Source organism: Pedobacter sp. UYP24, from assembly GCF_054057295.1.
This window is the reverse complement of the sequence record NZ_JBSRZD010000001.1, coordinates 949,940-969,376: the sequence shown is the minus strand read 5'-3', so window position 1 is coordinate 969,376 and position 19,437 is coordinate 949,940. Positions and strand designations below refer to the sequence as shown.

Annotated in this window: 21 protein-coding genes; 6 read left to right on the top strand and 15 right to left on the bottom strand. The window is 38.9% G+C overall.

Annotation, left to right across the window (positions count from 1 at the left end; genetic code table 11):
- Positions 1 to 4: 4 nt before the first annotated feature.
- The 7 genes from rpsS to ACVWYN_RS04340 all read right to left on the bottom strand — a co-directional run bounded on the left by rpsS (position 5) and on the right by ACVWYN_RS04340 (position 4,070).
- Positions 5 to 271: a 30S ribosomal protein S19 gene (gene rpsS, locus ACVWYN_RS04370; protein WP_069379634.1), complete on the bottom strand. Its 267-nt coding sequence runs from the start codon at positions 269 to 271 to the stop codon at positions 5 to 7.
- Positions 271 to 1,095 carry a 50S ribosomal protein L2 gene (gene rplB, locus ACVWYN_RS04365; RefSeq protein WP_410884804.1) on the bottom strand — a complete coding sequence of 275 codons (825 nt, stop codon included), beginning with the start codon at positions 1,093 to 1,095 and terminating at the stop codon, positions 271 to 273. The genes rpsS and rplB overlap by 1 nt, the downstream gene beginning before the upstream one ends.
- 23 nt (positions 1,096 to 1,118) lie before the next feature.
- Complete coding sequence (gene rplW / locus ACVWYN_RS04360; RefSeq protein ID WP_457287604.1) at positions 1,119 to 1,409, bottom strand: 50S ribosomal protein L23; 291 nt, start codon at positions 1,407 to 1,409, stop codon at positions 1,119 to 1,121.
- 1 nt (position 1,410) lies between these two features.
- Positions 1,411 to 2,040, bottom strand: a complete 630-nt coding sequence (rplD, locus tag ACVWYN_RS04355) for a 50S ribosomal protein L4 (RefSeq protein WP_457287603.1) — start codon at positions 2,038 to 2,040, stop codon at positions 1,411 to 1,413.
- Between the two features lie 4 nt (positions 2,041 to 2,044).
- Positions 2,045 to 2,662: a 50S ribosomal protein L3 gene (rplC, locus tag ACVWYN_RS04350; protein WP_457287602.1), complete on the bottom strand. Its 618-nt coding sequence runs from the start codon at positions 2,660 to 2,662 to the stop codon at positions 2,045 to 2,047.
- A 182-nt stretch (positions 2,663 to 2,844) separates the two neighbouring features.
- Positions 2,845 to 3,237 carry a DUF1634 domain-containing protein gene (locus ACVWYN_RS04345; RefSeq protein WP_457287601.1) on the bottom strand — a complete coding sequence of 131 codons (393 nt, stop codon included), beginning with the start codon at positions 3,235 to 3,237 and terminating at the stop codon, positions 2,845 to 2,847.
- Complete coding sequence (locus ACVWYN_RS04340; protein WP_457287600.1) at positions 3,234 to 4,070, bottom strand: sulfite exporter TauE/SafE family protein; 837 nt, start codon at positions 4,068 to 4,070, stop codon at positions 3,234 to 3,236. The genes ACVWYN_RS04345 and ACVWYN_RS04340 overlap by 4 nt, the downstream gene beginning before the upstream one ends.
- Positions 4,071 to 4,175: 105 nt before the next feature.
- Between ACVWYN_RS04340 and ACVWYN_RS04335 the strand changes: the two genes are divergently transcribed.
- Positions 4,176 to 4,802 carry a hypothetical protein gene (locus ACVWYN_RS04335; RefSeq protein ID WP_457287599.1) on the top strand — a complete coding sequence of 209 codons (627 nt, stop codon included), beginning with the start codon at positions 4,176 to 4,178 and terminating at the stop codon, positions 4,800 to 4,802.
- 64 nt (positions 4,803 to 4,866) lie between these two features.
- Here the strand turns inward: ACVWYN_RS04335 and rpsJ are convergent, their stop codons facing one another.
- The 5 genes from rpsJ to ACVWYN_RS04310 all read right to left on the bottom strand — a co-directional run bounded on the left by rpsJ (position 4,867) and on the right by ACVWYN_RS04310 (position 8,615).
- Positions 4,867 to 5,172, bottom strand: coding sequence for a 30S ribosomal protein S10 (gene rpsJ / locus ACVWYN_RS04330; RefSeq protein WP_008244591.1), 306 nt, complete (start codon positions 5,170 to 5,172; stop codon positions 4,867 to 4,869).
- Between the two features lie 65 nt (positions 5,173 to 5,237).
- Positions 5,238 to 7,352, bottom strand: coding sequence for an elongation factor G (gene fusA, locus ACVWYN_RS04325; protein WP_457287598.1), 2,115 nt, complete (start codon positions 7,350 to 7,352; stop codon positions 5,238 to 5,240).
- Positions 7,353 to 7,368: 16 nt separating this feature from the next.
- Positions 7,369 to 7,836: a 30S ribosomal protein S7 gene (gene rpsG, locus ACVWYN_RS04320; protein ID WP_457287597.1), complete on the bottom strand. Its 468-nt coding sequence runs from the start codon at positions 7,834 to 7,836 to the stop codon at positions 7,369 to 7,371.
- A 17-nt stretch (positions 7,837 to 7,853) separates the two neighbouring features.
- Positions 7,854 to 8,276 carry a 30S ribosomal protein S12 gene (rpsL, locus tag ACVWYN_RS04315; RefSeq protein WP_457287596.1) on the bottom strand — a complete coding sequence of 141 codons (423 nt, stop codon included), beginning with the start codon at positions 8,274 to 8,276 and terminating at the stop codon, positions 7,854 to 7,856.
- 117 nt (positions 8,277 to 8,393) lie between these two features.
- Entirely contained in the window at positions 8,394 to 8,615 is a 222-nt protein-coding gene (locus ACVWYN_RS04310) for a VF530 family protein (RefSeq protein WP_457287595.1), read from the bottom strand.
- A 107-nt stretch (positions 8,616 to 8,722) separates the two neighbouring features.
- Here ACVWYN_RS04310 and ACVWYN_RS04305 point away from each other — a divergent pair, with 107 nt between their 5' ends.
- Positions 8,723 to 9,358 carry a hypothetical protein gene (locus ACVWYN_RS04305; RefSeq protein ID WP_457287594.1) on the top strand — a complete coding sequence of 212 codons (636 nt, stop codon included), beginning with the start codon at positions 8,723 to 8,725 and terminating at the stop codon, positions 9,356 to 9,358.
- A gap of 66 nt (positions 9,359 to 9,424) precedes the next feature.
- Here ACVWYN_RS04305 and ACVWYN_RS04300 read toward each other — a convergent pair whose 3' ends face one another.
- The 3 genes from ACVWYN_RS04300 to ACVWYN_RS04290 form a co-directional block, all read right to left on the bottom strand.
- Positions 9,425 to 11,389, bottom strand: a complete 1,965-nt coding sequence (locus tag ACVWYN_RS04300; protein WP_457287593.1) for a M1 family metallopeptidase — start codon at positions 11,387 to 11,389, stop codon at positions 9,425 to 9,427.
- 70 nt (positions 11,390 to 11,459) lie between these two features.
- The gene (locus tag ACVWYN_RS04295; RefSeq protein ID WP_457287592.1) at positions 11,460 to 12,146 is read right to left on the bottom strand and encodes a hypothetical protein; all 687 of its coding nucleotides are present in this window, start codon (positions 12,144 to 12,146) and stop codon (positions 11,460 to 11,462) included.
- A 334-nt stretch (positions 12,147 to 12,480) separates the two neighbouring features.
- On the bottom strand, positions 12,481 to 12,828 hold the full coding sequence (locus ACVWYN_RS04290) for a Spx/MgsR family RNA polymerase-binding regulatory protein (protein ID WP_457287591.1): 348 nt from the start codon (positions 12,826 to 12,828) through the stop codon (positions 12,481 to 12,483).
- Between the two features lie 106 nt (positions 12,829 to 12,934).
- Between ACVWYN_RS04290 and ACVWYN_RS04285 the strand changes: the two genes are divergently transcribed.
- The 4 genes from ACVWYN_RS04285 (at position 12,935) to ACVWYN_RS04270 (ending at position 19,434) form a co-directional block, all read left to right on the top strand.
- Positions 12,935 to 14,317 (top strand): sensor histidine kinase, encoded by a 1,383-nt coding sequence (locus tag ACVWYN_RS04285; RefSeq protein WP_457287590.1) that lies wholly within the window; start codon positions 12,935 to 12,937, stop codon positions 14,315 to 14,317.
- Positions 14,318 to 14,326: 9 nt separating this feature from the next.
- Positions 14,327 to 15,019, top strand: a complete 693-nt coding sequence (locus tag ACVWYN_RS04280) for a LytR/AlgR family response regulator transcription factor (RefSeq protein ID WP_457287589.1) — start codon at positions 14,327 to 14,329, stop codon at positions 15,017 to 15,019.
- Positions 15,020 to 15,115: 96 nt separating this feature from the next.
- A complete protein-coding gene (locus ACVWYN_RS04275; protein WP_457287588.1) occupies positions 15,116 to 18,607 on the top strand; it encodes a response regulator in 3,492 nt (1,163 codons plus the stop codon).
- On the top strand, positions 18,607 to 19,434 hold the full coding sequence (locus ACVWYN_RS04270; RefSeq protein WP_457287587.1) for a CheR family methyltransferase: 828 nt from the start codon (positions 18,607 to 18,609) through the stop codon (positions 19,432 to 19,434). Before ACVWYN_RS04275 ends, ACVWYN_RS04270 begins: the two co-directional genes overlap by 1 nt.
- Positions 19,435 to 19,437: the final 3 nt, after the last annotated feature.

Below are 19,437 nucleotides of genomic sequence, written 5' to 3'. Positions count from 1 at the left end.
TTAATTATTTTTTCTTTTCAGAGTGACCCCTAAATGTTCTGGTTGGAGCAAACTCTCCCAGCTTGTGACCAACCATGTTTTCTGTTACGTATACCGGTATAAACTTATTACCGTTATGTACCGCAAATGTATGACCCACAAAATCTGGTGAGATCATTGATCTGCGAGACCAAGTTTTAATTACAGACCTCTTGCCTGAATCATTCATAGAGACTACTTTTTTCTCTACGTTATGGTCAATATAAGGTCCTTTTTTTATCGAACGAGCCATTATTTCTTCCTTTTCTCTATGATGAAACGATTTGAGTATTTTTTAAGTGTACGGGTCTTAAAGCCTTTAGAATACATACCATTCCTTGACCTTGGCTGACCACCTGATGAGCGTCCCTCACCACCACCCATTGGGTGATCGACAGGGTTCATCGCTACCGGACGTGTTCTAGGACGACGACCTAACCAGCGATTACGACCAGCTTTACCTAATACTTCATTTGCATGATCAGAATTGGAAACAGCTCCGATAGTAGCCAAACATGTAGTCAGGATTAACCTGGTTTCACCTGAAGGCATTTTCAATGTCGCATATTTACCATCACGTGCAGCTAATTGTGCATAAGCACCAGCACTACGTGCTAACTGAGCACCACGACCTGGATGAATCTCCACATTGTGTACAATAGATCCTAAAGGAATATTGCTCAGTTTTAAAGTATTTCCCACTTCTGGAGTTGCAGTATCACCCGATACTACTTTTTGCCCTACTTGCAATCCTTCCGGTGCAATAATATAACGCTTCTCACCATCTGCATAATGTAATAATGCGATGCGTGCTGTACGGTTTGGATCGTATTCAACAGTAGCTACTGTTGCAGGAATATCAAATTTCTCACGTTTAAAATCAATTAAACGATAAGATTTTTTATGACCACCACCCATGTAGCGCATAGTCATCTTTCCTGTATTGTTACGTCCTCCCGATTTCTTAGAAGATACAACCAATGATTTTTCGGGCTTGGTTGCTGTAATCTCCGTAAAACTGGCACCTACTCTAAAGCGGGTTCCCGGAGTGACTGGTTTAAATTTTCTTAAGCCCATAGTTTATAATTATTCAATTCTTATTAAATATTCGCGTAATAATCGATTGTTTCACCTGCTTTCAAGGTAACGACAGCTTTTTTGTATTTAGGACTACGTCCTGTAACCAATCCGCCTTTTGTATTTCTCGACTTAACTTTACCAGCCACTATTAAAGTGTTAATGGCTAAGATATTTACGCCGTACATTTTTTCAATCGCAGCTTTGATTTGCAGTTTGTTAGCTTTAGTGTCTACTCTAAAAGTAAAGCGGTTTGACTTTTCAGTCAGTACAGAAGCTTTTTCTGTTAAAATCGGTTTTTGTAAAATTTCCATATTACTTGGCAAATGCCTCCTCCAATGTTTTAAGAGAATCAGTAGTAAACAAAAGCTTTCCGCAGTTCAATACATCATATGTATTTAATTGATCTGCAGTGATCACTTTAGCTTTGTGAATGTTTCTGCTTGATAAATAGATATTGTTATTTTGTGAAGGCAAAACCAACAAAGTTTTCTCGTTAGCTAAATTCAAAGCGCTAACCAAATTAAGGTAGTTTTTAGTTTTGATCGAATCAAAAGAAAAGTCTTCAAGAACAACAACATTAGCATCCAAAGCTTTGTAAGACAATGCAGACTTACGCGCAAGAACTTTTAATTTTTTGTTCAGTTTAAAACTATAATCTCTTGGTTGAGGACCGAAAACACGACCACCACCGTTAAACAACGGAGATTTTATACTACCTGCACGAGCACCACCGGTACCTTTTTGTTTATATAATTTACGGGTTGAACCAGCAATTTCATTACGCTGTTTAGACTTGTGCGTACCCTGACGTTGATTTGCCAAATACTGCTTAACATCTAAATAGATCGCATGATCAACCGGCGATATACCAAATACCGCCTCAGGAAGTTGCACTGTTGCACCTGTCTCTTTTCCTGAAATGTTTAATACTTTAACTTCCATCTGCTTACTTATCTAAGATTACGTAAGAACCCTTAGCTCCTGGTATGGAACCGCTAACTACAACTAGATTTTGATCAGCATAAACTTTCAAAACTTGTAAGTTCTGAACTTTAACTCTATCTCCACCCATTCTTCCAGCCATCCGCATACCTTTAAATACACGCGCAGGATAAGAAGCTGCTCCCAATGAACCTGGTGCACGCATCCTGTTGTGCTGTCCGTGAGTTTGTCCACCAACACCAGCAAAACCATGACGCTTTACAACACCTTGAAATCCTTTACCTTTTGAAGTACCAACAACATCAACAAAGTCACCTTCACTGAAGATGCTTACTGTTACCGTGTCTCCTAAGTTTAATGATTCCTCAAATGGTTCAAATTCAACCAATTTGCGTTTAGGTGTAGTGTTTGCTTTCGCAAAGTGCCCTTTTAACGGCTGAGTGGTGTTTTTTTCTTTAGCCTCGCCGAAACCCAGCTGAACTGAAACATAACCATCTTTCTCTTCGGTCTTTACTTGCGTAACTACACAAGGCCCAGCTTCGATCACCGTACATGGAATATTCTTTCCATCGGCGTCGAAAATGCTGGTCATTCCTACTTTTTTTCCAATAATACCTGACATTTTCTTTTTTTAATTTAACACCCATCGAAGCAGTAGGGCTTCGTTCAAGGTGGATACACATCCCTGTTAAGGGAGGGCAAAAATAGGAAAGAAATCTTAATTTTCAAATAGTTAGCGTATTATTTTTTCAAATAATCGCAAATATTTTGATAAGGCAGGACAGCACTCATTTAAAACCAGTTTTATCCAACAAGCCCGTTACTCAAACTTATTAATATTACGGCCAAAACCAATAAACCAATAACTACATATAGATAATCACGCTCAATAAGGAAGCTAAAAACGGAAAAAACTACTCTAGCAACAGGGGTAAAGATCAACAAAAGAACACCAAATTGAGTAATTGCACTAGGATCCAAATGAACAACCCCTTTGTATACCGATGTTATCGAGGATAATCCTGATTTATGTGGATCAAAAACCCGGTAATCTATTACTTCTGAATACTTACCAAATAGATAGAGTGCGCCTCCGGCGAAGATAACCGTCATAGAAACAATGACACCTACCCGCAACAACGTACCCAATATTAGCTGAACGTCTTTGTCTGCATAAAAATTTAAAGCCTTTTTCATAACCTTCCAGATAAACCGTTATAGATCATTTGTAATGCAAGAAACGCTACCACTACGGCAAACACTACCTTTATCTTGTCGGTCTTGGTCTTCACTAATATCTTTGATCCTACAGTAGCGCCAATTAACACGCCAATTGATACAGGCAAAGCAATACCAGGATCAATCTGCCCCCTATGAAAATAGACCACCGCACTAGCAGCAGCAGTAACACCCATCATAAAATTGCTGGTCGTAGTGGATACCTTAAATGGAATCCTCATGATGTTATCCATTGCAATTACCTTCAATGCGCCTGATCCTATCCCCAGCAAACCAGAAATCAAGCCTGCAACAAACATCATTAAAAATCCACCAACCACATTGTGCACCCCATAGTACTTAATGCCTTCTGAGGTTGGGTAGCTTCCATTCAATTTGAAAAACACAGCCAGTTTTCCAGATGTATCATTGTCAGACCGTTCAACCTTTTTCCTTATCATCATAAATGCGGAGAAAAGCAGTATCAACCCAAAAGCTACGGCGATATATCCAGGATTTAGATAAATGGTAATAATGGCTCCAAAAACCGCACTAATAGTTGTGGCAATTTCTAAAAACATACCTATTCGGATGTTGGTAATGCCTTCTTTAACATATGCCGCTGCAGAACCTGATGAAGTCGCGATAACAGAAACGATAGAAGCTCCAATCGCATAATGAATGTCTACACTCAAAACCAGTGTAAGTAATGGAATAATAATTACGCCTCCACCCAATCCAGTTAGGGATCCAACTAAACCTGCAATAAAAGCACCCACCAACACAATCAATGTAAATAACAATACAGTCATCGATACAAATATAGTATCTGCCAGCCCAACACAATAAAATTATAAACCCATTGTTAAAATAGCAGTAACTATTTCAATATCTTCACAAAATTTAAACAGGCATTGATGAAAAAATTGACTATTCTAGTGGCCGCACTAATCTTATTAAACTTAAGTACAGATGCGCAGTTTAAGGCAAATCCGGTTAAAGCAAAAATTGATTCGGCTAATATAGACCCCAGTCTCCAGGGCCAGTATCAGTTAATTCTGGCTAAATCTAAAACGTTAAATGGATACAAGCTAATTAATCCGAGCAGGCTATCCCAGTTTTTCCAAAGTGTTAAAGATACCCTGCGGACTGAAAGAAAAGGTCTGTCCGTTGCCAAACAGAAAATTGCAGGATTAGAAAAAGGGGTATCAGGATTAAAAAGTGAGATGGCTGGCACAGAAACATCCCTTGCTGCTACCAATGCAAAAATGGACGAGATTTCTCTTTTAGGGCTATCCTTTTCTAAGTCCAACTACAACATCACCGTGTGGACAATCATCTTAATCCTCGCGCTACTCCTCGCTTTTGTATTTTTCAGATCTGCAAAGAACGTAAATGAAGCAAAGTACCGCACTGGTCTTTACGATGAAATTTCACAAGAGTATCAGGCTTATAAAACCAAAGCCAATGAGAAGGAAAAGAAATTGGCAAGGGAACTTCAGGATGAGCGCAATAAGCTGGAAGAGCTAAGAGGGAATAGATAACCGTTATTCAACAAAAAAGCCTTTCGGAATTCCGAAAGGCTTTTTTGTTTGCTAACTCAGTAAGTTAAACTTTGATCTCTACTTCAACACCGCTAGGTAGTTCAAGTTTCATTAAAGCATCAACCGTTTTAGAGTTAGAACTGTAAATATCTAACAAACGTTTGTACGCACACAATTGAAACTGCTCACGTGCTTTCTTGTTCACGTGTGGTGAACGCAAAACAGTGAAGATTTTCTTTTCTGTAGGCAACGGAATCGGTCCGCTAACCACTGCACCCGTAGGTTTAACTGTCTTAACGATCTTCTCAGCAGACTTATCTACTAGATTGTAATCGTAAGATTTTAATTTAATTCTGATTCTTTGGCTCATCTTATTTTTATTTAAAGCAGATGGTTAGAGCTATTAGTAACCATCTGCAAGTTTGTTTTTTTTAATTAATCAACAGATTTAACTCTACCTTTTGATTTAGCAATTACTTCATCCTGTACAGTTTTCGGTGCAGCTTCGTAATGATCAAATTCCATTGTAGACGTTGCACGTCCTGAAGTAATGGTACGCAATTGAGTTACATAACCAAACATTTCAGAAAGTGGCACGGTAGCTTTAATTACCTGAGCACCCGCACGGGTATCCATTCCTAAAAGCTGACCACGACGACGGTTCATATCACCGATCACATCACCCATATTTTCTTCTGGAGTAAGGATTTCGATTTTCATGATTGGCTCCATCAATGTAGGCTTACATTTAGGTAATGCCTCACGATAAGCCATTCTTGCTGCAAGTTCAAATGACAACGCATCTGAATCGACCGCATGGAATGAACCATCAATTAAACGAACTTTCATATCAGGAAGCGGATAGCCAGCCAATACACCATTCGCCATTGCTGCCGCAAATCCTTTTTCTACTGAAGGGATAAACTCACGTGGAATTGAACCACCAGAAATTTCGTTCACAAACTGTAAACCACCTTTTTCAAAATCAGCATCAATTGGAGAGATCACTACTTGGATATCAGCAAATTTACCACGACCACCAGATTGTTTCTTATACGTTTCACGGTGTTGTGTAGTGCCAAAAATTGCTTCTTTGTAAGCTACTTGTGGTGCACCTTGGTTAACCTCAACCTTAAACTCACGTTTAAGACGGTCAATCAAAATGTCCAGGTGAAGCTCACCCATACCAGAGATTACAGTCTGACCAGTTTCCTCATCAGTTTGAACTCTAAATGTAGGATCCTCTTCAGCAAGCTTAGACAATCCCATACCTAACTTATCAATATCAGCTTGAGTTTTAGGCTCAATAGCTAAACCGATAACTGGCTCAGGGAAGTTCATAGACTCCAATACAATTGGATTTTTCTCTTCACAAAGTGTATCTCCAGTTTTGATATCCTTAAATCCAACAACCGCTGCAATATCACCAGCACCTACATTAGGGATTGGATTTTGCTTATTTGCATGCATTTGGAAGATACGGGAAATACGTTCTTTGTTTTCAGAACGGGCATTATAGATATATGATCCAGCTTCCAGGTTACCTGAGTAAACACGGATAAAGCATAGGCGACCAACAAATGGATCCGTTGCAATTTTAAATGCTAAAGCTGCAAATGGTTCTTTTTCATCAGGTTTACGCAAAACTTCTTCACCAGTATCAGGATTAGTTCCAACAATACCTGGCGAATCCATTGGTGAAGGCAATAACTCCATCACATAGTCAAGCATGGTTTGTACACCTTTATTTTTAAAAGATGAACCACATACCATAGGTACAATTTTAGCATCTAATACTGCTGCACGCAATGCATCTAATATCTCACGTTCAGTAATTGAGTTTGGATCTTCGAAGAATTTCTCCATCAAAGTCTCATCGTAATCTGCAACAGATTCCAATAACTTCTCTCTCCACTCCGCTACCTCATCAATCATATCATCAGGAATAGGCACTTCGGTAAAGGTCATCCCTTTATCGTCCTCATTCCAAACAATACCACGGTTGTTGATCAAATCAACAACACCTTTAAAGCTTTCTTCAGCACCAATAGGCAATTGCAATGGAACTGCATTGCTACCTAACATGCTTTTTACTTGTGCAACAACTTTCAAGAAATCTGCTCCTGAACGGTCCATTTTATTAACGAAACCGATACGGGCAACATTGTAATTGTTAGCTAAACGCCAGTTAGTTTCAGATTGTGGCTCAACACCATCAACTGCCGAAAACAAAAATACCAAACCATCCAATACACGTAACGAGCGGTTTACCTCAACGGTAAAATCAACGTGTCCTGGTGTATCAATAATATTAATATGGTAATTCTGACCTCTGTATTTCCATCCTACTGTTGTAGCAGCAGAAGTGATGGTTATACCACGCTCCTGCTCTTGTGCCATCCAATCCATCGTTGCAGCACCTTCATGCACTTCACCAATTTTGTGACTAACACCAGCATAATAAAGGATACGCTCAGTTGTTGTAGTTTTACCCGCATCAATGTGAGCTGCGATCCCGATATTTCTAGTAAATCTTAAATCTCTTGACATTATATAATTTCAAATATTAGAAACGGAAATGAGAGAACGCTTTGTTAGCCTCAGCCATTTTATGCGTATCTTCTTTCTTCTTAACTGCTGCACCTTCACCTTTAGCTGCCGAAATAATTTCACCTGCCAATTTCTCTTTCATAGTTTTCTCACCACGTTTACGAGCGTAATTGATCAACCATTTCATGCCTAAAGCAATCTTGCGGTCTGGTCTTACTTCTGTTGGCACCTGGAAGTTTGCACCTCCAACTCTACGAGATTTAACCTCTACAGCTGGACTGATATTTACTAATGCACGTTTAAATACATCTAGGCCGTTTTCGCCTACTTTTTTCTCAGCTAATTCTACTGCATCATAAAAAATATCATAAGCAATGGATTTCTTTCCATCGTACATCATATTATTTACAAATCTTGTTACCTGAACATCGTTAAACTTAGGATCAGGAAGGATAATTCTCTTTTTTGGTTTTGACTTTCTCATTTTTCTTTCCTCCTAAATTATTTCTTTTTACCTTTTGCTGCTCCCTTTACCGGTGCTGCTACTTGTCCTGGTTTAGGACGTTTTGTTCCGTATTTAGAACGACGTTGATTACGACCGGCTACGCCTGAAGTATCTAACGCACCACGGATGATGTGATAACGTACACCCGGTAAATCTTTAACACGACCACCACGGATCAATACGATCGAGTGCTCCTGTAGGTTGTGACCTTCTCCAGGAATGTATGCGTTAACCTCTTTACCATTGGTTAAACGTACACGCGCTACTTTACGCATTGCTGAGTTTGGTTTTTTAGGGGTAGTAGTATATACACGTGTACATACACCTCTTCGCTGTGGACAACTGTCCAACGCCGGAGACTTACTCTTGAACTCCAGTGCTACTCTACCTTTTCTAACTAATTGCTGAATGGTTGGCATTGCTCTTTTTTTGTTTTTCTATTAATGTTAAAAACTTTACCCCTCAATAAGGGACTGCAAAGGTAAGACAATACATTTTATAAATCAAGACGTTAACAAAAATTTAATAAATAATTGCTAATGAAAAGTATTGAGGTATAATTTCTCCACCTTCTTCCTCGCCCAGTCGGTTTTACGCAAAAATTTCAAACTGGAATTCATCGTTGGGTTGTTCTTAAAGCATTCTATACTCACATGTACACCCATCTCTTCCCATCCATAATGCCATACCAGCTGCTTTAAAATAAATTCTAATGTTTTACCGTGTAACGGATTGTTCTTTTGCTCCTCTTCTGCCATACCGCAAAAATAAAGAACTTAACAGCTACCTTAAAATAAATTTAGTTTACCCAGTAATTACCGCAGCAAGCACCCTTTTAGTTAAATTTGTTCCTTTAACATATATCATGAATTTAAAAATAGGCGATTTTGTACGTTTTGTTGATGAAAATCTAGAGGGTTATATTACCCGCATCATTGATAAGGAAACCATAGGTGTTACTGATGCCAACGATTTTGAAATACCTGTAATGGCTGCTAAGGTTACGCTCATCCACGGAGAAATACCGGGCACAAGCACGCCTGCAAGCGCAACTACCGTTGATTCCTTACCCGAAATATTCATAAAAGAAGGGGTATCTCTGGGCCTGGTAAGCGACCAACACATCAACTCTGTTGCTCATTTTCACTTGGTTAACGAAACTTCTTTTCAGCTGCTTGCCAGCCTAACTACAGAAAAGAACGGAACTTTTAACGGAGAATTTGCAAGTATAGTGAAACCAAACAGCTCCAGTAAAATCTATTCTGCCAACATGAGCGATATCCAGTTATGGCCAAAATTACGCTTAGAAATTTTGTTCAATACCAAAGGTGATGTAGAGCCGCCCAGTCCCATCATATACCACAACTCGCTGAAAGGCAAAGACCTTTCTGTAGCCAAGGTGGATATCCCGCTGCTTAGAGCCAAAGGTTGGTCTATCCGGTTAGATACTCCCCCACCGCTTTTAAGTGCAGAAAAGCTTAAAGAAAGTTTTTTCAAATAACCATAAAAATGCCCCCAATAAGCAGCTAACTTTTTGGGGGCATTTATAAATAAAGGAAGTTTGTTACTAATTATTAGGCCAGCTATCGTTCTCAGCGTTTACATCTGGCAGTACTTTATCCGGATTCAACTTCACAGAAACAACTTCTTCTGTAGTTGGATAATTTACCGTCCAGCTTTTGTTTCTCATCCAAACATCTACACCCAGTTTTAGGATATCTGTCTTACCACTTTTGGTTTTAACTTCAATGATAACTGGCATCGGCATTTTTTCAAGATTGGCTACTACAATGCTGTAACCAGCAATTAAACCATCAACTTTATTTGGCGTTACAGCCACAATTGCCTGGTCCATTTTCCAGTTCTCTAAAAACCAACCCCTCCAAAACCAAGATAAATCCTCTCCTGCTCCGTTCTCCATCGACCTGAAGAAATCAAATGGTGTAGGGTGTTTAAAAGACCATTGCTTAATATATTCTCTAAAAGCATAATCGAAACGTGCAGTGCCCAATATCTGGTTTCTCAACAGATCAAGCCCTTGTCCGGGTTTACCATATAAGTTCCTGCCAATATTTGCTTCCCGCATCGCATCTGGCGTAAGCATAATGTATTCAGATTCAGTTTTCGCATTTGCAATAGCCACTTTATGCATATTTGCCGGTACTTTTTTGTATTCGCCGTTATTAAACGATTGTGATGATATTCCGTTAATAAAAGTGTTGAAACCCTCATCCATCCATCCATATTTACGCTCATTGCTACCAACAATCATTGGAAACCAGGTATGCCCAAATTCATGATCTATCACCCCCCATGCAGATCCATTCTTGGCAGTCCAGCCACAAAATACAATACCAGGGTATTCCATACCACCAACATTACTGGCTACATTTATTGCCATAGGGTAAGGGTATTCAAACCATTTTGTAGAGTAATGCTCTATCGTAGTCTTTACGTATTCAACTCCCCTGCCATAGCTGTCTTTGCCAGCACTTTCTACTGGGTGGGCAGAAACTGCGAGCGATTTCTTACCGCTTGGCAAATTTATGCGAGCAGCATCCAACACAAAAGCCTTTGATGATGCCCATGCTACATCTCTGGTGTTTTTAATTTTAAATTTCCAGGTCAATTTATCTTTTGATGGTCTGGACGAGGCTTCAGTAACTTCAGCTACTGAGCGAATTGCAATAGTTTGATCACTTAGCTTTGCCGCATTCCAACGCCTTAATTGCTCTGCAGTAAATACTTCCTGAGGATTTAAAAGCTCCCCAGATCCCATTACAATGTGATTTGCAGGGGCTGTAATGGCAAAATCTACATCTCCATATTCACAATAAAACTCTCCTGCACCCCAGTAAGGCATGGTATTCCATCCCAACACGTCATCATATACACACATTCTTGGATACCATTGTGCTATTGCGAAGATCTCCCCATTCTTTGTTGTTAAATGCCCCATCCTGTCAGATCCGTTTTTAGGGATGACAAAAGAAAATTTCATTTTCAAAGTAATGGTCTCCCCTGGCAACAAAGGCTGTTCCAGCCTAATCTGCATTCTTGTATCTTCAGTTAAAGAGGTGAATTTTACAGCTTTAGTTTTTAATGATACATCAAGCGCATCTATTTTGTAACCGCCTTCTAATTTTTCTCCCCTATTGCCATACCTGCTGTTTCCTGCAATCATGGCATTTCCTCTTGATCCTTCTGCAAATAAATTCTGATCTAGTTGAAGCCATAAATATGGCAGCTTATCTGAACTATTGTTTTTATAAGAAATGGTAACTGCACCGGTTACGGTATTGTTAACATCATTAAGGGTAGCAGCAATGACATAGTCTGCCCTATTTTGCCAGTACTTAGCACCAGGGTAACCACTTGCAGCGCGAAATTCATTTCCATTCTGCGTGTAAAAAAGCGGATTAAAAGCAGCATGTGGATCATAGTTAGACTCGATGTTGATATTTTGTTGTGCAAACACAGAAAAACTGCAGACAAAAATCATCACAAATAGCAAATTCAGTTTATTTATCATTCCTTATAAGATTAGTTGTAGCCCCAAAGATAGAAAATACCTTTTCTGTAAACGGAATGTAACGGTATTATTAACTTTTTTTGATTTTTGGCAAGGCCGGAGGTTTTCTTTGGTCTGCCGGAAGCTTTTTCCAGGTGCTAAAAGCCTTAATAATATACATGGTATAATCGAATGGCCGGTCGGCCTTTACTAATCCTGCCGAAGGTTTATACAAGTAAATGAAATTCTTAAGATCCTCGCCATCCAGCTTTGTCAGCTTGCCCACAAATTCATTTGTAAAATTAGCGTTGATCTCATCTTCATAGACCTCGGTTTCCTCAATCTGCTGTTTCTTTTGTTGTTCTTTTCTATATTTGCCGTAACCTAAGTTAAAGCTTAGCCCCCCTGCCCGGTCGTTATTTTTCTTTCCGCGTAAGTCATCAGTTTCAAAACGCTTAAATTCTTTCGCTTTAGGGTCTCTGTAAAGCACTCCTGAATTTACCTTTGCACCTTGTATGTTAACCTCCTTCAAATCGGTAACGCTAACAGGAAGAAAAATACGCTTTGCCAAAAGGTTAATTAAAAACAGCGTATCCGTATCGTAGCCACTTTTTGAAAATATAAGCAGGTCTCCTTTTTTGGCTGTTATATCAAACTGTCCGCCGCTTTTTGTTTGTGTTACCTGCCCACTATTGAGGTTTTTTACCACGACATAAGGCAATGGCACCTTTTTATTTTCATAATCGTAAACATGACCAGACACAGTAGTCTGAGCCATATTTTTCAATGGAAAGATTAATACAAAAAGTAAGAACAGCATTTTATGCATAGTCAAAGGTAATAGCGTTGAAGCAGCAAACAATTCATTTAACAAAGATTAACACGCGCAATAGCAATTTGTGTTGCTATACCAATCCATATTGCCTTAGCCTTGCAGCAGTAATGGAGTAGGGTTTGGTTTTTACTGCGTGCGCACTGTGTGAGGTACGAATCCGCCCTGAGTCCGCCTTTTTTCAGTAAAAAGGCGGACTCAAGGCGGACTCACTGCGCACTCACCGCGGACTCACTAAAACCCCAACCCTAAGGCTTCCCCAATGAAACCCTAGGCCAGACTATTTAAATTCCGATTGGTATTCTTCTTCAGCAAAACTGAGAAGTAATGGCTTATTATCTACTTCTACAATGGGGCGTTTAATTGCGCTGTTATTTGCCAGCAGCACTGCGATGGCAGTTTCTTTGTTTTTTACACTTTCCTGTATTTCTGGTGATAGCTTTTTCCAGGTGGTTCCTTTTTTGTTTAATACGCATTCCCATCCAAAAGCTTCGCACCATTGATCAAGCTTCTCTGCCGTTATGCCTTTTTTTTTAAAGTCATGAAATTCTGGTTTAAAACCATGTTCGGCCAACCAGGTCATGGCCTTCTTAACGGTATTGCAGTTTGGTATTCCATAAACTATCATAAGACAAACCTATGCAATTCAACCCTTTTTTTTTGGGTTTCATCACATTTTAAAATTTCAAACAAAAAGCATTAGTACTATTGCAACATTAAAAACAACAGCGACTATGAAACTAAAAGAATCGGCAAAAATTGAATTGATCGCATTTACAGCATGTGCGGTAATCGCATTTTTTTTCAATGCAGGCGTTGCCATTAGTGAACATGGTTCAATACCTAATCACGTTTATTATAACAACTACTGGTCGCATTTGCTGTTTAGCTACATCATCACCTGTGTGTGTTACTTTATACTCTTCTTTTTTGTGGATAAAGAGCTGGAACAAGAGGAAAAGCAACCTTCAATTACAGTAGTGCTTATCTGTTTATTAATTAATGTTTGTTTCATTATCCGCCTTGTAAACGAATACTTTGCCATTTTGCTGGCCATTAAAATGCTCATCATCTATCTAAATTCTATCAAAGGCAGCAAAAAAGCTAACATGATGCAAGATGCGATCATGCTGTTTGCCTTTTCCATTTTTATGCACGCAAGTGTGGTCATTCTTAATGTAGATTATAAAATAAATATTTTCTTTACCTCCATTGCTCCGCTTGCCATTTTACATTATCTGTATTCGCTGCATGTACTTGTTCCTATGCTCATTAACAAAAGACGCTCGGTACTGAAGTTTATTGGATATACGATATTAATTACTGGAATAAGCTTTCTGGCCATGATGGTTATACACCTTGCTTGCTTTGGTAGGGCAGACACCAACGACTTTATCTACCCGTTTAATTTACCGTTCCAACTGGTGCTTGTTCCAATAATGGCCTGGAACATTTATAAATCCAGAAACAGGAAAGACATCGAAGAAATAAAATCACTAAAAACAGAACTAGGTAAGTCAGACGCGAATTTGAATTTCCTTAAATCGCAGATCAATCCACATTTCCTTTTTAATGCGTTAAATACCCTCTACGGAACGGCACTTCAGGAAAATGCAGAAAGGACAAGCGAGGGCATTCAACGATTGGGAGATATGATGCGGTTTATGCTGGAGGAAAACGTAGCAGACAAGACCTTCCTGTCCAGAGACATAGATTATTTGAAAAACTATATTGATCTGCAAAAATTACGGACTGCTACCACGGCTAACATCCATATTGATACGCAGCTGGAAGACCCTTTAGCCAAATACCTGATTGCGCCCATGGTGTTGATCCCCTTTGTAGAAAATGCTTTTAAGCATGGCATTAGCCTTAATTCCCCTTCGCACATAAAGATCACCCTTCAAACCAAGGGGGATAAGCTGTTTTTTGATGTAAACAATAGCATACATGTGAAGAATGAAAATGACCCGGAAAGACTTCAAAGTGGTATAGGCCTTAGAAATGTGAAGGAAAGGCTGGCGCTACTATACCCAAATAAGCATGAACTCATTATCAGGGAAAATGCTACAGAGTTTTTCGTTCACCTCACCATAGAATTAGAAGAAATTAAGTAATTTTATAGCATGATCGCTATCGCAATTGATGATGAGCCCATCGCATTGGACATTGTAAAATCACATGCGGCTAAGGTTCCATTTATAACCTTAGCAGAAACTTTTACCAATGCTTTTGATGCCATTAGCTATTTGCAACAGCACAAAGTGGATTTGATATTTCTGGATATTAAAATGCCTGATATAAATGGAATAGACTTTCTAAACAGCCTTAGTAAGCCACCTATGATCATATTTACGACCGCCTATTCTGAGCATGCGGTTAGGAGTTTTGAACTAGACGCGATAGATTATCTATTAAAGCCATTTTCTCTTCCCCGTTTTTTAAAGGCTTGCAACAAAGCGCTTGAGTTATTCAATTTAAGAAGTAACAACAATAATGAATCGGCAGATGTGCAGACTGCTATTTTTATAAAGGATGGGTACGAGCAGATTAAAGTGCAACTGGATCATATTTTATATATAGAGGCTTCTGGGAACTATACGCGGCTTTATCTGGAAAATAGTAAGCTATTGAGCACCAGGGTACCGCTTAATGAGATGCTTTTATTGTTGCCTCCAAAAAAATTCATTAGGACACACCGCGCCTTTATTGTTTCAAAAGATAAAATAACAAAGTATGACCGATCACAGATCTGGATTAATAGTGTTGTTATTCCAATAGGCAATACTTATGCTCAATGCTTATTAGAAATTATTTAGCGCCTACCGTTTAATGGTTAAAGTTATTTCTCAAAAATTTCATTTGTAATATTATATTAGTACCCATCTGGCTATAATATTTTATCTTAGAGATATATGTTTAAATTATCCTTCAAACAGCAGGTACTTACGGGTTTCGCAGCATCATTATTATTTGTCCTCGTTTCTGCCATCACTTCTTATCAGACTGTTGAGACTCTTTTTGCGGACGCTGGCCTGCAAAGTCATACCTATGACGTTATCAATCTAACTCAACGTATTGAAACCGAAGCACTAAATTCTGAGGGTTCTCTTCGAGGATATATTTTGACACAAAGAAATGACTTTTTAGGGGCTTATAATGTTAATATAAATAAGATTTCTCCAAGTGTTGGGGAGTTAAAGGTATTGGTAGCCGATAATCCGCGACAATCTTTGAGGATAGATACACTGGATCTTTATGCCAATGAAAAAATAGCCGACATGCAGTCAGTTTTGCGCGCCAATGCTTTGGGGGGCAGAGATAAGGCAATCCAAGTAGTAATGTTGGGAAATGGGCAGCGCCTTAAGGTACTGATGCTGGGCGTTAGCAATAGGATTAAAGCTGAGGAACTTAAATTGCTACAGATTAGAAAAGCTGATACAGCAGCTAGTAGTGATAGAAGTAGCTGGGTAGTTTGGGGTAGTTCAACAATTATTTTTGGCCTTATATTATTTCTCTTCTCCTTCATCAAGCGTACGTTTGATCAGCAAAAAATTACGGAGAAGCGCATCCTTGAATCCAATATTCAACTGGCTGATATTTCTGCAGAGAACGAACAAAAAAACTGGTTGCTATCTGGTGCTACGATTATCAATGAAGCCATACGTGGAGAGCAGGAAATGGAAGACCTCTCAAATAATATCATTACTCAAATTTGCCTCTATATTAAGGCCCCCGTAGGTGCACTGTTTCTGCTAAATTTAAATAATAAAAAGACATATCAATTTACTGGCGGTTATGCGTACCAGCGAAGTAAAAACATAATTCCAGAATATAAGATTGGTGAGGGAATGGTTGGACAAACCGCTGCAGAGAAAACCTATAAAGTACTGACAGACCTTCCAAAGGATTACATTAAAGTGAGCTCGGGATTAGGAGATACTATCCCTAACGCCTTGTTTCTATTACCTATAGTATTTGAAGAAAAAACGCTGGCAGTAATAGAACTGGGTATGCTTAATCCTCCTGATGCGGTAACGATACATTTCCTAAATAATATTTCAGAGAATATAGGTGTAGGTATTAACAGCGCAATTGCAAGGATTAAACTGAGAGAATTATTTGAACAGACGCAACAGCAAGCAGAAGAACTGGAAAGTCAACAGGAAGAACTGCGTACCACTAACGATGAGCTTGTGTATAAATCTGAACAGCTGCAAGCATCAGAAGAAGAGTTAAGGGTACAACAGGAAGAATTGAGACAAACCAATGCTGAACTGGAAGAGAAAGCACAGCAACTGGAAGAGCAAAATATACTGGTTAATCAATCTCGCGAAGCGATGAGCCTTAAGGCTGAGGAATTGGAAATATCCAGTAAATACAAATCAGAATTTCTGGCTAACATGAGTCATGAATTGCGCACCCCATTAAACAGTATCCTTATCCTGGCAAGGATTCTAAAAGACAACAAGCCTGAAAACCTAAATGAAGACCAAATTAAGTATGCCGGGGTAATTCATAACGCAGGGAATGACCTCCTTACGCTGATTAACGACATTCTTGACCTTTCTAAAATTGAATCGGGCAAAATTGATCTGACCATAGAGCCTGTAAAACCAGAAGCAGTCCAGCACAATATGGAATCGCTTTTTGCCGAACTGGCCAGAAGTAAAAAGATTAGTTTTAAAACTGTTATTGGCACTAACCTGCCTGATGCGATTTTATCTGACCAGTCAAGGCTGGAGCAAATCATCAAAAACCTCTTATCCAATGCCTTTAAATTTACACCTGAACATGGGGAGATCTCGCTGAGTATTTCAAATGCGGAACATAGCATCAATTATTTTTCAGATCAACTAAAGAATACTAAGGAAAAGATTGTAGCCATAGCAGTAGAGGATTCTGGTATAGGTATCCCGCTGGAAAAACAGAAGTTAATTTTTGAGGCTTTCCAGCAGGCCGATGGGTCTACCAGCAGAAAGTATGGCGGTACAGGATTGGGCTTGTCAATAAGTAAGGAGCTGGCCCATCTAATGGGTGGTGAAATCCAGATTAAAAGTGAGCCCAATGTTGGCAGCACCTTTACGTTATACATTCCTGAAAGAAATGAAGCAATGCTCGGTGGGGAGGTTCAGCTTGCTCAGGAACCAAGGGCTTACAATGCCTCTCCTATTAAGGAATCAGCTCCATCAATTACCCCAGAGTTTAGGAAAGGCAATGCCCAAACCTTACTAATTGTAGAAGACGATCCAATTTTTGCGGAATTGCTAAGCGATTATGCTATAGAAAAAGGATTTACACCGATTTTAGCGAGTCAGGGAGATACAGGTTTGGAGACAGCCATTTCAGAATTACCAGATGCTATTGTACTGGACATTATGTTACCAGTTATGGACGGATGGCAGGTTTTAAAGAAATTAAAGGCAGACCCAAGAACTAAGCATATTCCGGTTCACATGATGTCGGCCGGCAATGAGCGGGAAGATCGTGCTAAGAGCGAAGGTGCTATTGGCTTTTTAAGGAAGCCAGTAGAAAAGGAAGATCTTGATGAGGCATTTGATATGCTGAGCAATGCCTACATTAAATATAACCTAAAGAAAGTATTGGTTATTGAAGATCAGGAGCTGCAAAGCAAAGTACTTACTGAGCAACTCACCAGTAAGGGTGTAGAGGTAAAACAAGCATACACAGGTAAAGAAGCATTGGAGATGTTGAAAGAACAGGAATTTGATTGCATTATTCTTGATTTAAAACTGCCAGACATTTCTGGATTTGAGTTACTGGATATGATCAAAACGCAACCCCATCTAATACATGTCCCTGTTATTATTAATACCGCAATGGAGCTTGATCAGGAGAAGATGCAAAAAATACTACAGTATACTGAAGCAATGGTGCTGAAGACAAACAAATCTAACGACAGGCTTATTGATGAAGTTAGTTTGTTTATGAATAAGTTAAAGCAGGATGACCGCAAAGCGCCCTCTGTAAAGAGCAAAACTATTGAAAAAGGCGTATCTACTATAGAGAAGGCGCTTATAAATAAGACTGTACTGATTACAGATGATGATATGAGGAACATATTTGCCCTATCGAGCGCACTACAGTTGTACGACATGAATATCATTATTGCAAACAATGGCAGACAGGCAATAGAGAAGCTGGCGGAGAATGATAATATAGACATTGTATTGATGGATATTATGATGCCTGAAATGGATGGCTATGAAGCGATGACCGCAATAAGAGACGAAAAGAAATATGCTAAACTGCCAATTATTGCGTTAACAGCAAAGGCAATGAAAAATGACCGTGAGAAGTGCATCGAAGCGGGTGCGAATGACTACATTTCTAAACCTGTTGACATGGATAAACTGTTGTCAATGTTAAGAGTCTGGTTGAGTTAATGAGTACCACTAATCACGAAATAATCAATTATGATGAGCTAACCAGTCTGATTGATTTAATAAAGAACAGTCAGGATTTTGATTTTAGCGATTATTCTCCCGCCTCTTTTAAAAGAAGAGTGACCAGAATAATGCACCTGCAAAAACTTAGTTTATTTGATTTACGTACTTTATTGACGAATGATCAGGATTACTTTGAATCGTTTTTAATAGAAATTACAGTTAACGTCACTGAAATGTTCAGAGACCCTATGTTTTATAAATCTTTGTCGGCAAATGTGATCCCTTATTTGAAGTCCTATCAACGTTTGAAGGTATGGAATGCCGGTTGCTCAACGGGTGAAGAGTTGTATTCTTTTGCCATTTTGTTTGAAGCGGAAAATCTATATGACAAAAGTTTTTTCTATGGTACCGACATTAACAATGACGTTTTGGAGTTGGCTAGAGCAGGCATATACGACCTTCAAAGAATGAAACAAAATGCAGAGAACTATCAAAAGACAGGCTTCTCACATACCCTATCTAACTATTTTACGGCTAAATACGATGCCGCAATCATAAATCATTCATTAAAAAAGAATGTACTTTTTTCCGTGCACAACCTCGCCTCTGATGGTGTTTTTAACGAATTTCAAGTCATATCATGTAGAAACGTACTTATATATTTTAACCCTGAACTTCAGACCAAAGTAATTGAGTTATTCTATAATAGTTTAGCTAATTTTGGGTTTTTATGCCTAGGGTCAAAAGAGACCTTAAGAAGTGCAGAATTAAGACGCTTTAAAGTAATAGACAAAAAGAACAATATTTATCAAAAAATTGCCTAATCC

Bases quoted from the DNA above. Each gene is read 5' to 3' on its own strand.
- ACVWYN_RS04290 (WP_457287591.1), bottom strand. From the start codon at position 12,828: ATGATAGTTTATGGAATACCAAACTGCAATACCGTTAAGAAGGCCATG.
- ACVWYN_RS04340 (WP_457287600.1), bottom strand. From the start codon at position 4,070: ATGACTGTATTGTTATTTACATTGATTGTGTTGGTGGGTGCTTTTATT.
- rplW (WP_457287604.1), bottom strand. From the start codon at position 1,409: ATGGAAATTTTACAAAAACCGATTTTAACAGAAAAAGCTTCTGTACTG.
- ACVWYN_RS04305 (WP_457287594.1), top strand. From the start codon at position 8,723: ATGAATTTAAAAATAGGCGATTTTGTACGTTTTGTTGATGAAAATCTA.
- rpsG (WP_457287597.1), bottom strand. From the start codon at position 7,836: ATGAGAAAGTCAAAACCAAAAAAGAGAATTATCCTTCCTGATCCTAAG.
- ACVWYN_RS04285 (WP_457287590.1), top strand. From the start codon at position 12,935: ATGAAACTAAAAGAATCGGCAAAAATTGAATTGATCGCATTTACAGCA.
- rpsJ (WP_008244591.1), bottom strand. From the start codon at position 5,172: ATGAGCCAAAGAATCAGAATTAAATTAAAATCTTACGATTACAATCTA.
- rplC (WP_457287602.1), bottom strand. From the start codon at position 2,662: ATGTCAGGTATTATTGGAAAAAAAGTAGGAATGACCAGCATTTTCGAC.
- rpsS (WP_069379634.1), bottom strand. From the start codon at position 271: ATGGCTCGTTCGATAAAAAAAGGACCTTATATTGACCATAACGTAGAG.
- ACVWYN_RS04310 (WP_457287595.1), bottom strand. From the start codon at position 8,615: ATGGCAGAAGAGGAGCAAAAGAACAATCCGTTACACGGTAAAACATTA.
- ACVWYN_RS04295 (WP_457287592.1), bottom strand. From the start codon at position 12,146: ATGGCTCAGACTACTGTGTCTGGTCATGTTTACGATTATGAAAATAAA.
- ACVWYN_RS04280 (WP_457287589.1), top strand. From the start codon at position 14,327: ATGATCGCTATCGCAATTGATGATGAGCCCATCGCATTGGACATTGTA.
- rplD (WP_457287603.1), bottom strand. From the start codon at position 2,040: ATGGAAGTTAAAGTATTAAACATTTCAGGAAAAGAGACAGGTGCAACA.
- rplB (WP_410884804.1), bottom strand. From the start codon at position 1,095: ATGGGCTTAAGAAAATTTAAACCAGTCACTCCGGGAACCCGCTTTAGA.
- ACVWYN_RS04335 (WP_457287599.1), top strand. From the start codon at position 4,176: ATGAAAAAATTGACTATTCTAGTGGCCGCACTAATCTTATTAAACTTA.
- ACVWYN_RS04300 (WP_457287593.1), bottom strand. From the start codon at position 11,389: ATGATAAATAAACTGAATTTGCTATTTGTGATGATTTTTGTCTGCAGT.
- ACVWYN_RS04270 (WP_457287587.1), top strand. From the start codon at position 18,607: ATGAGTACCACTAATCACGAAATAATCAATTATGATGAGCTAACCAGT.
- fusA (WP_457287598.1), bottom strand. From the start codon at position 7,352: ATGTCAAGAGATTTAAGATTTACTAGAAATATCGGGATCGCAGCTCAC.
- rpsL (WP_457287596.1), bottom strand. From the start codon at position 8,276: ATGCCAACCATTCAGCAATTAGTTAGAAAAGGTAGAGTAGCACTGGAG.
- ACVWYN_RS04275 (WP_457287588.1), top strand. From the start codon at position 15,116: ATGTTTAAATTATCCTTCAAACAGCAGGTACTTACGGGTTTCGCAGCA.
- ACVWYN_RS04345 (WP_457287601.1), bottom strand. From the start codon at position 3,237: ATGAAAAAGGCTTTAAATTTTTATGCAGACAAAGACGTTCAGCTAATA.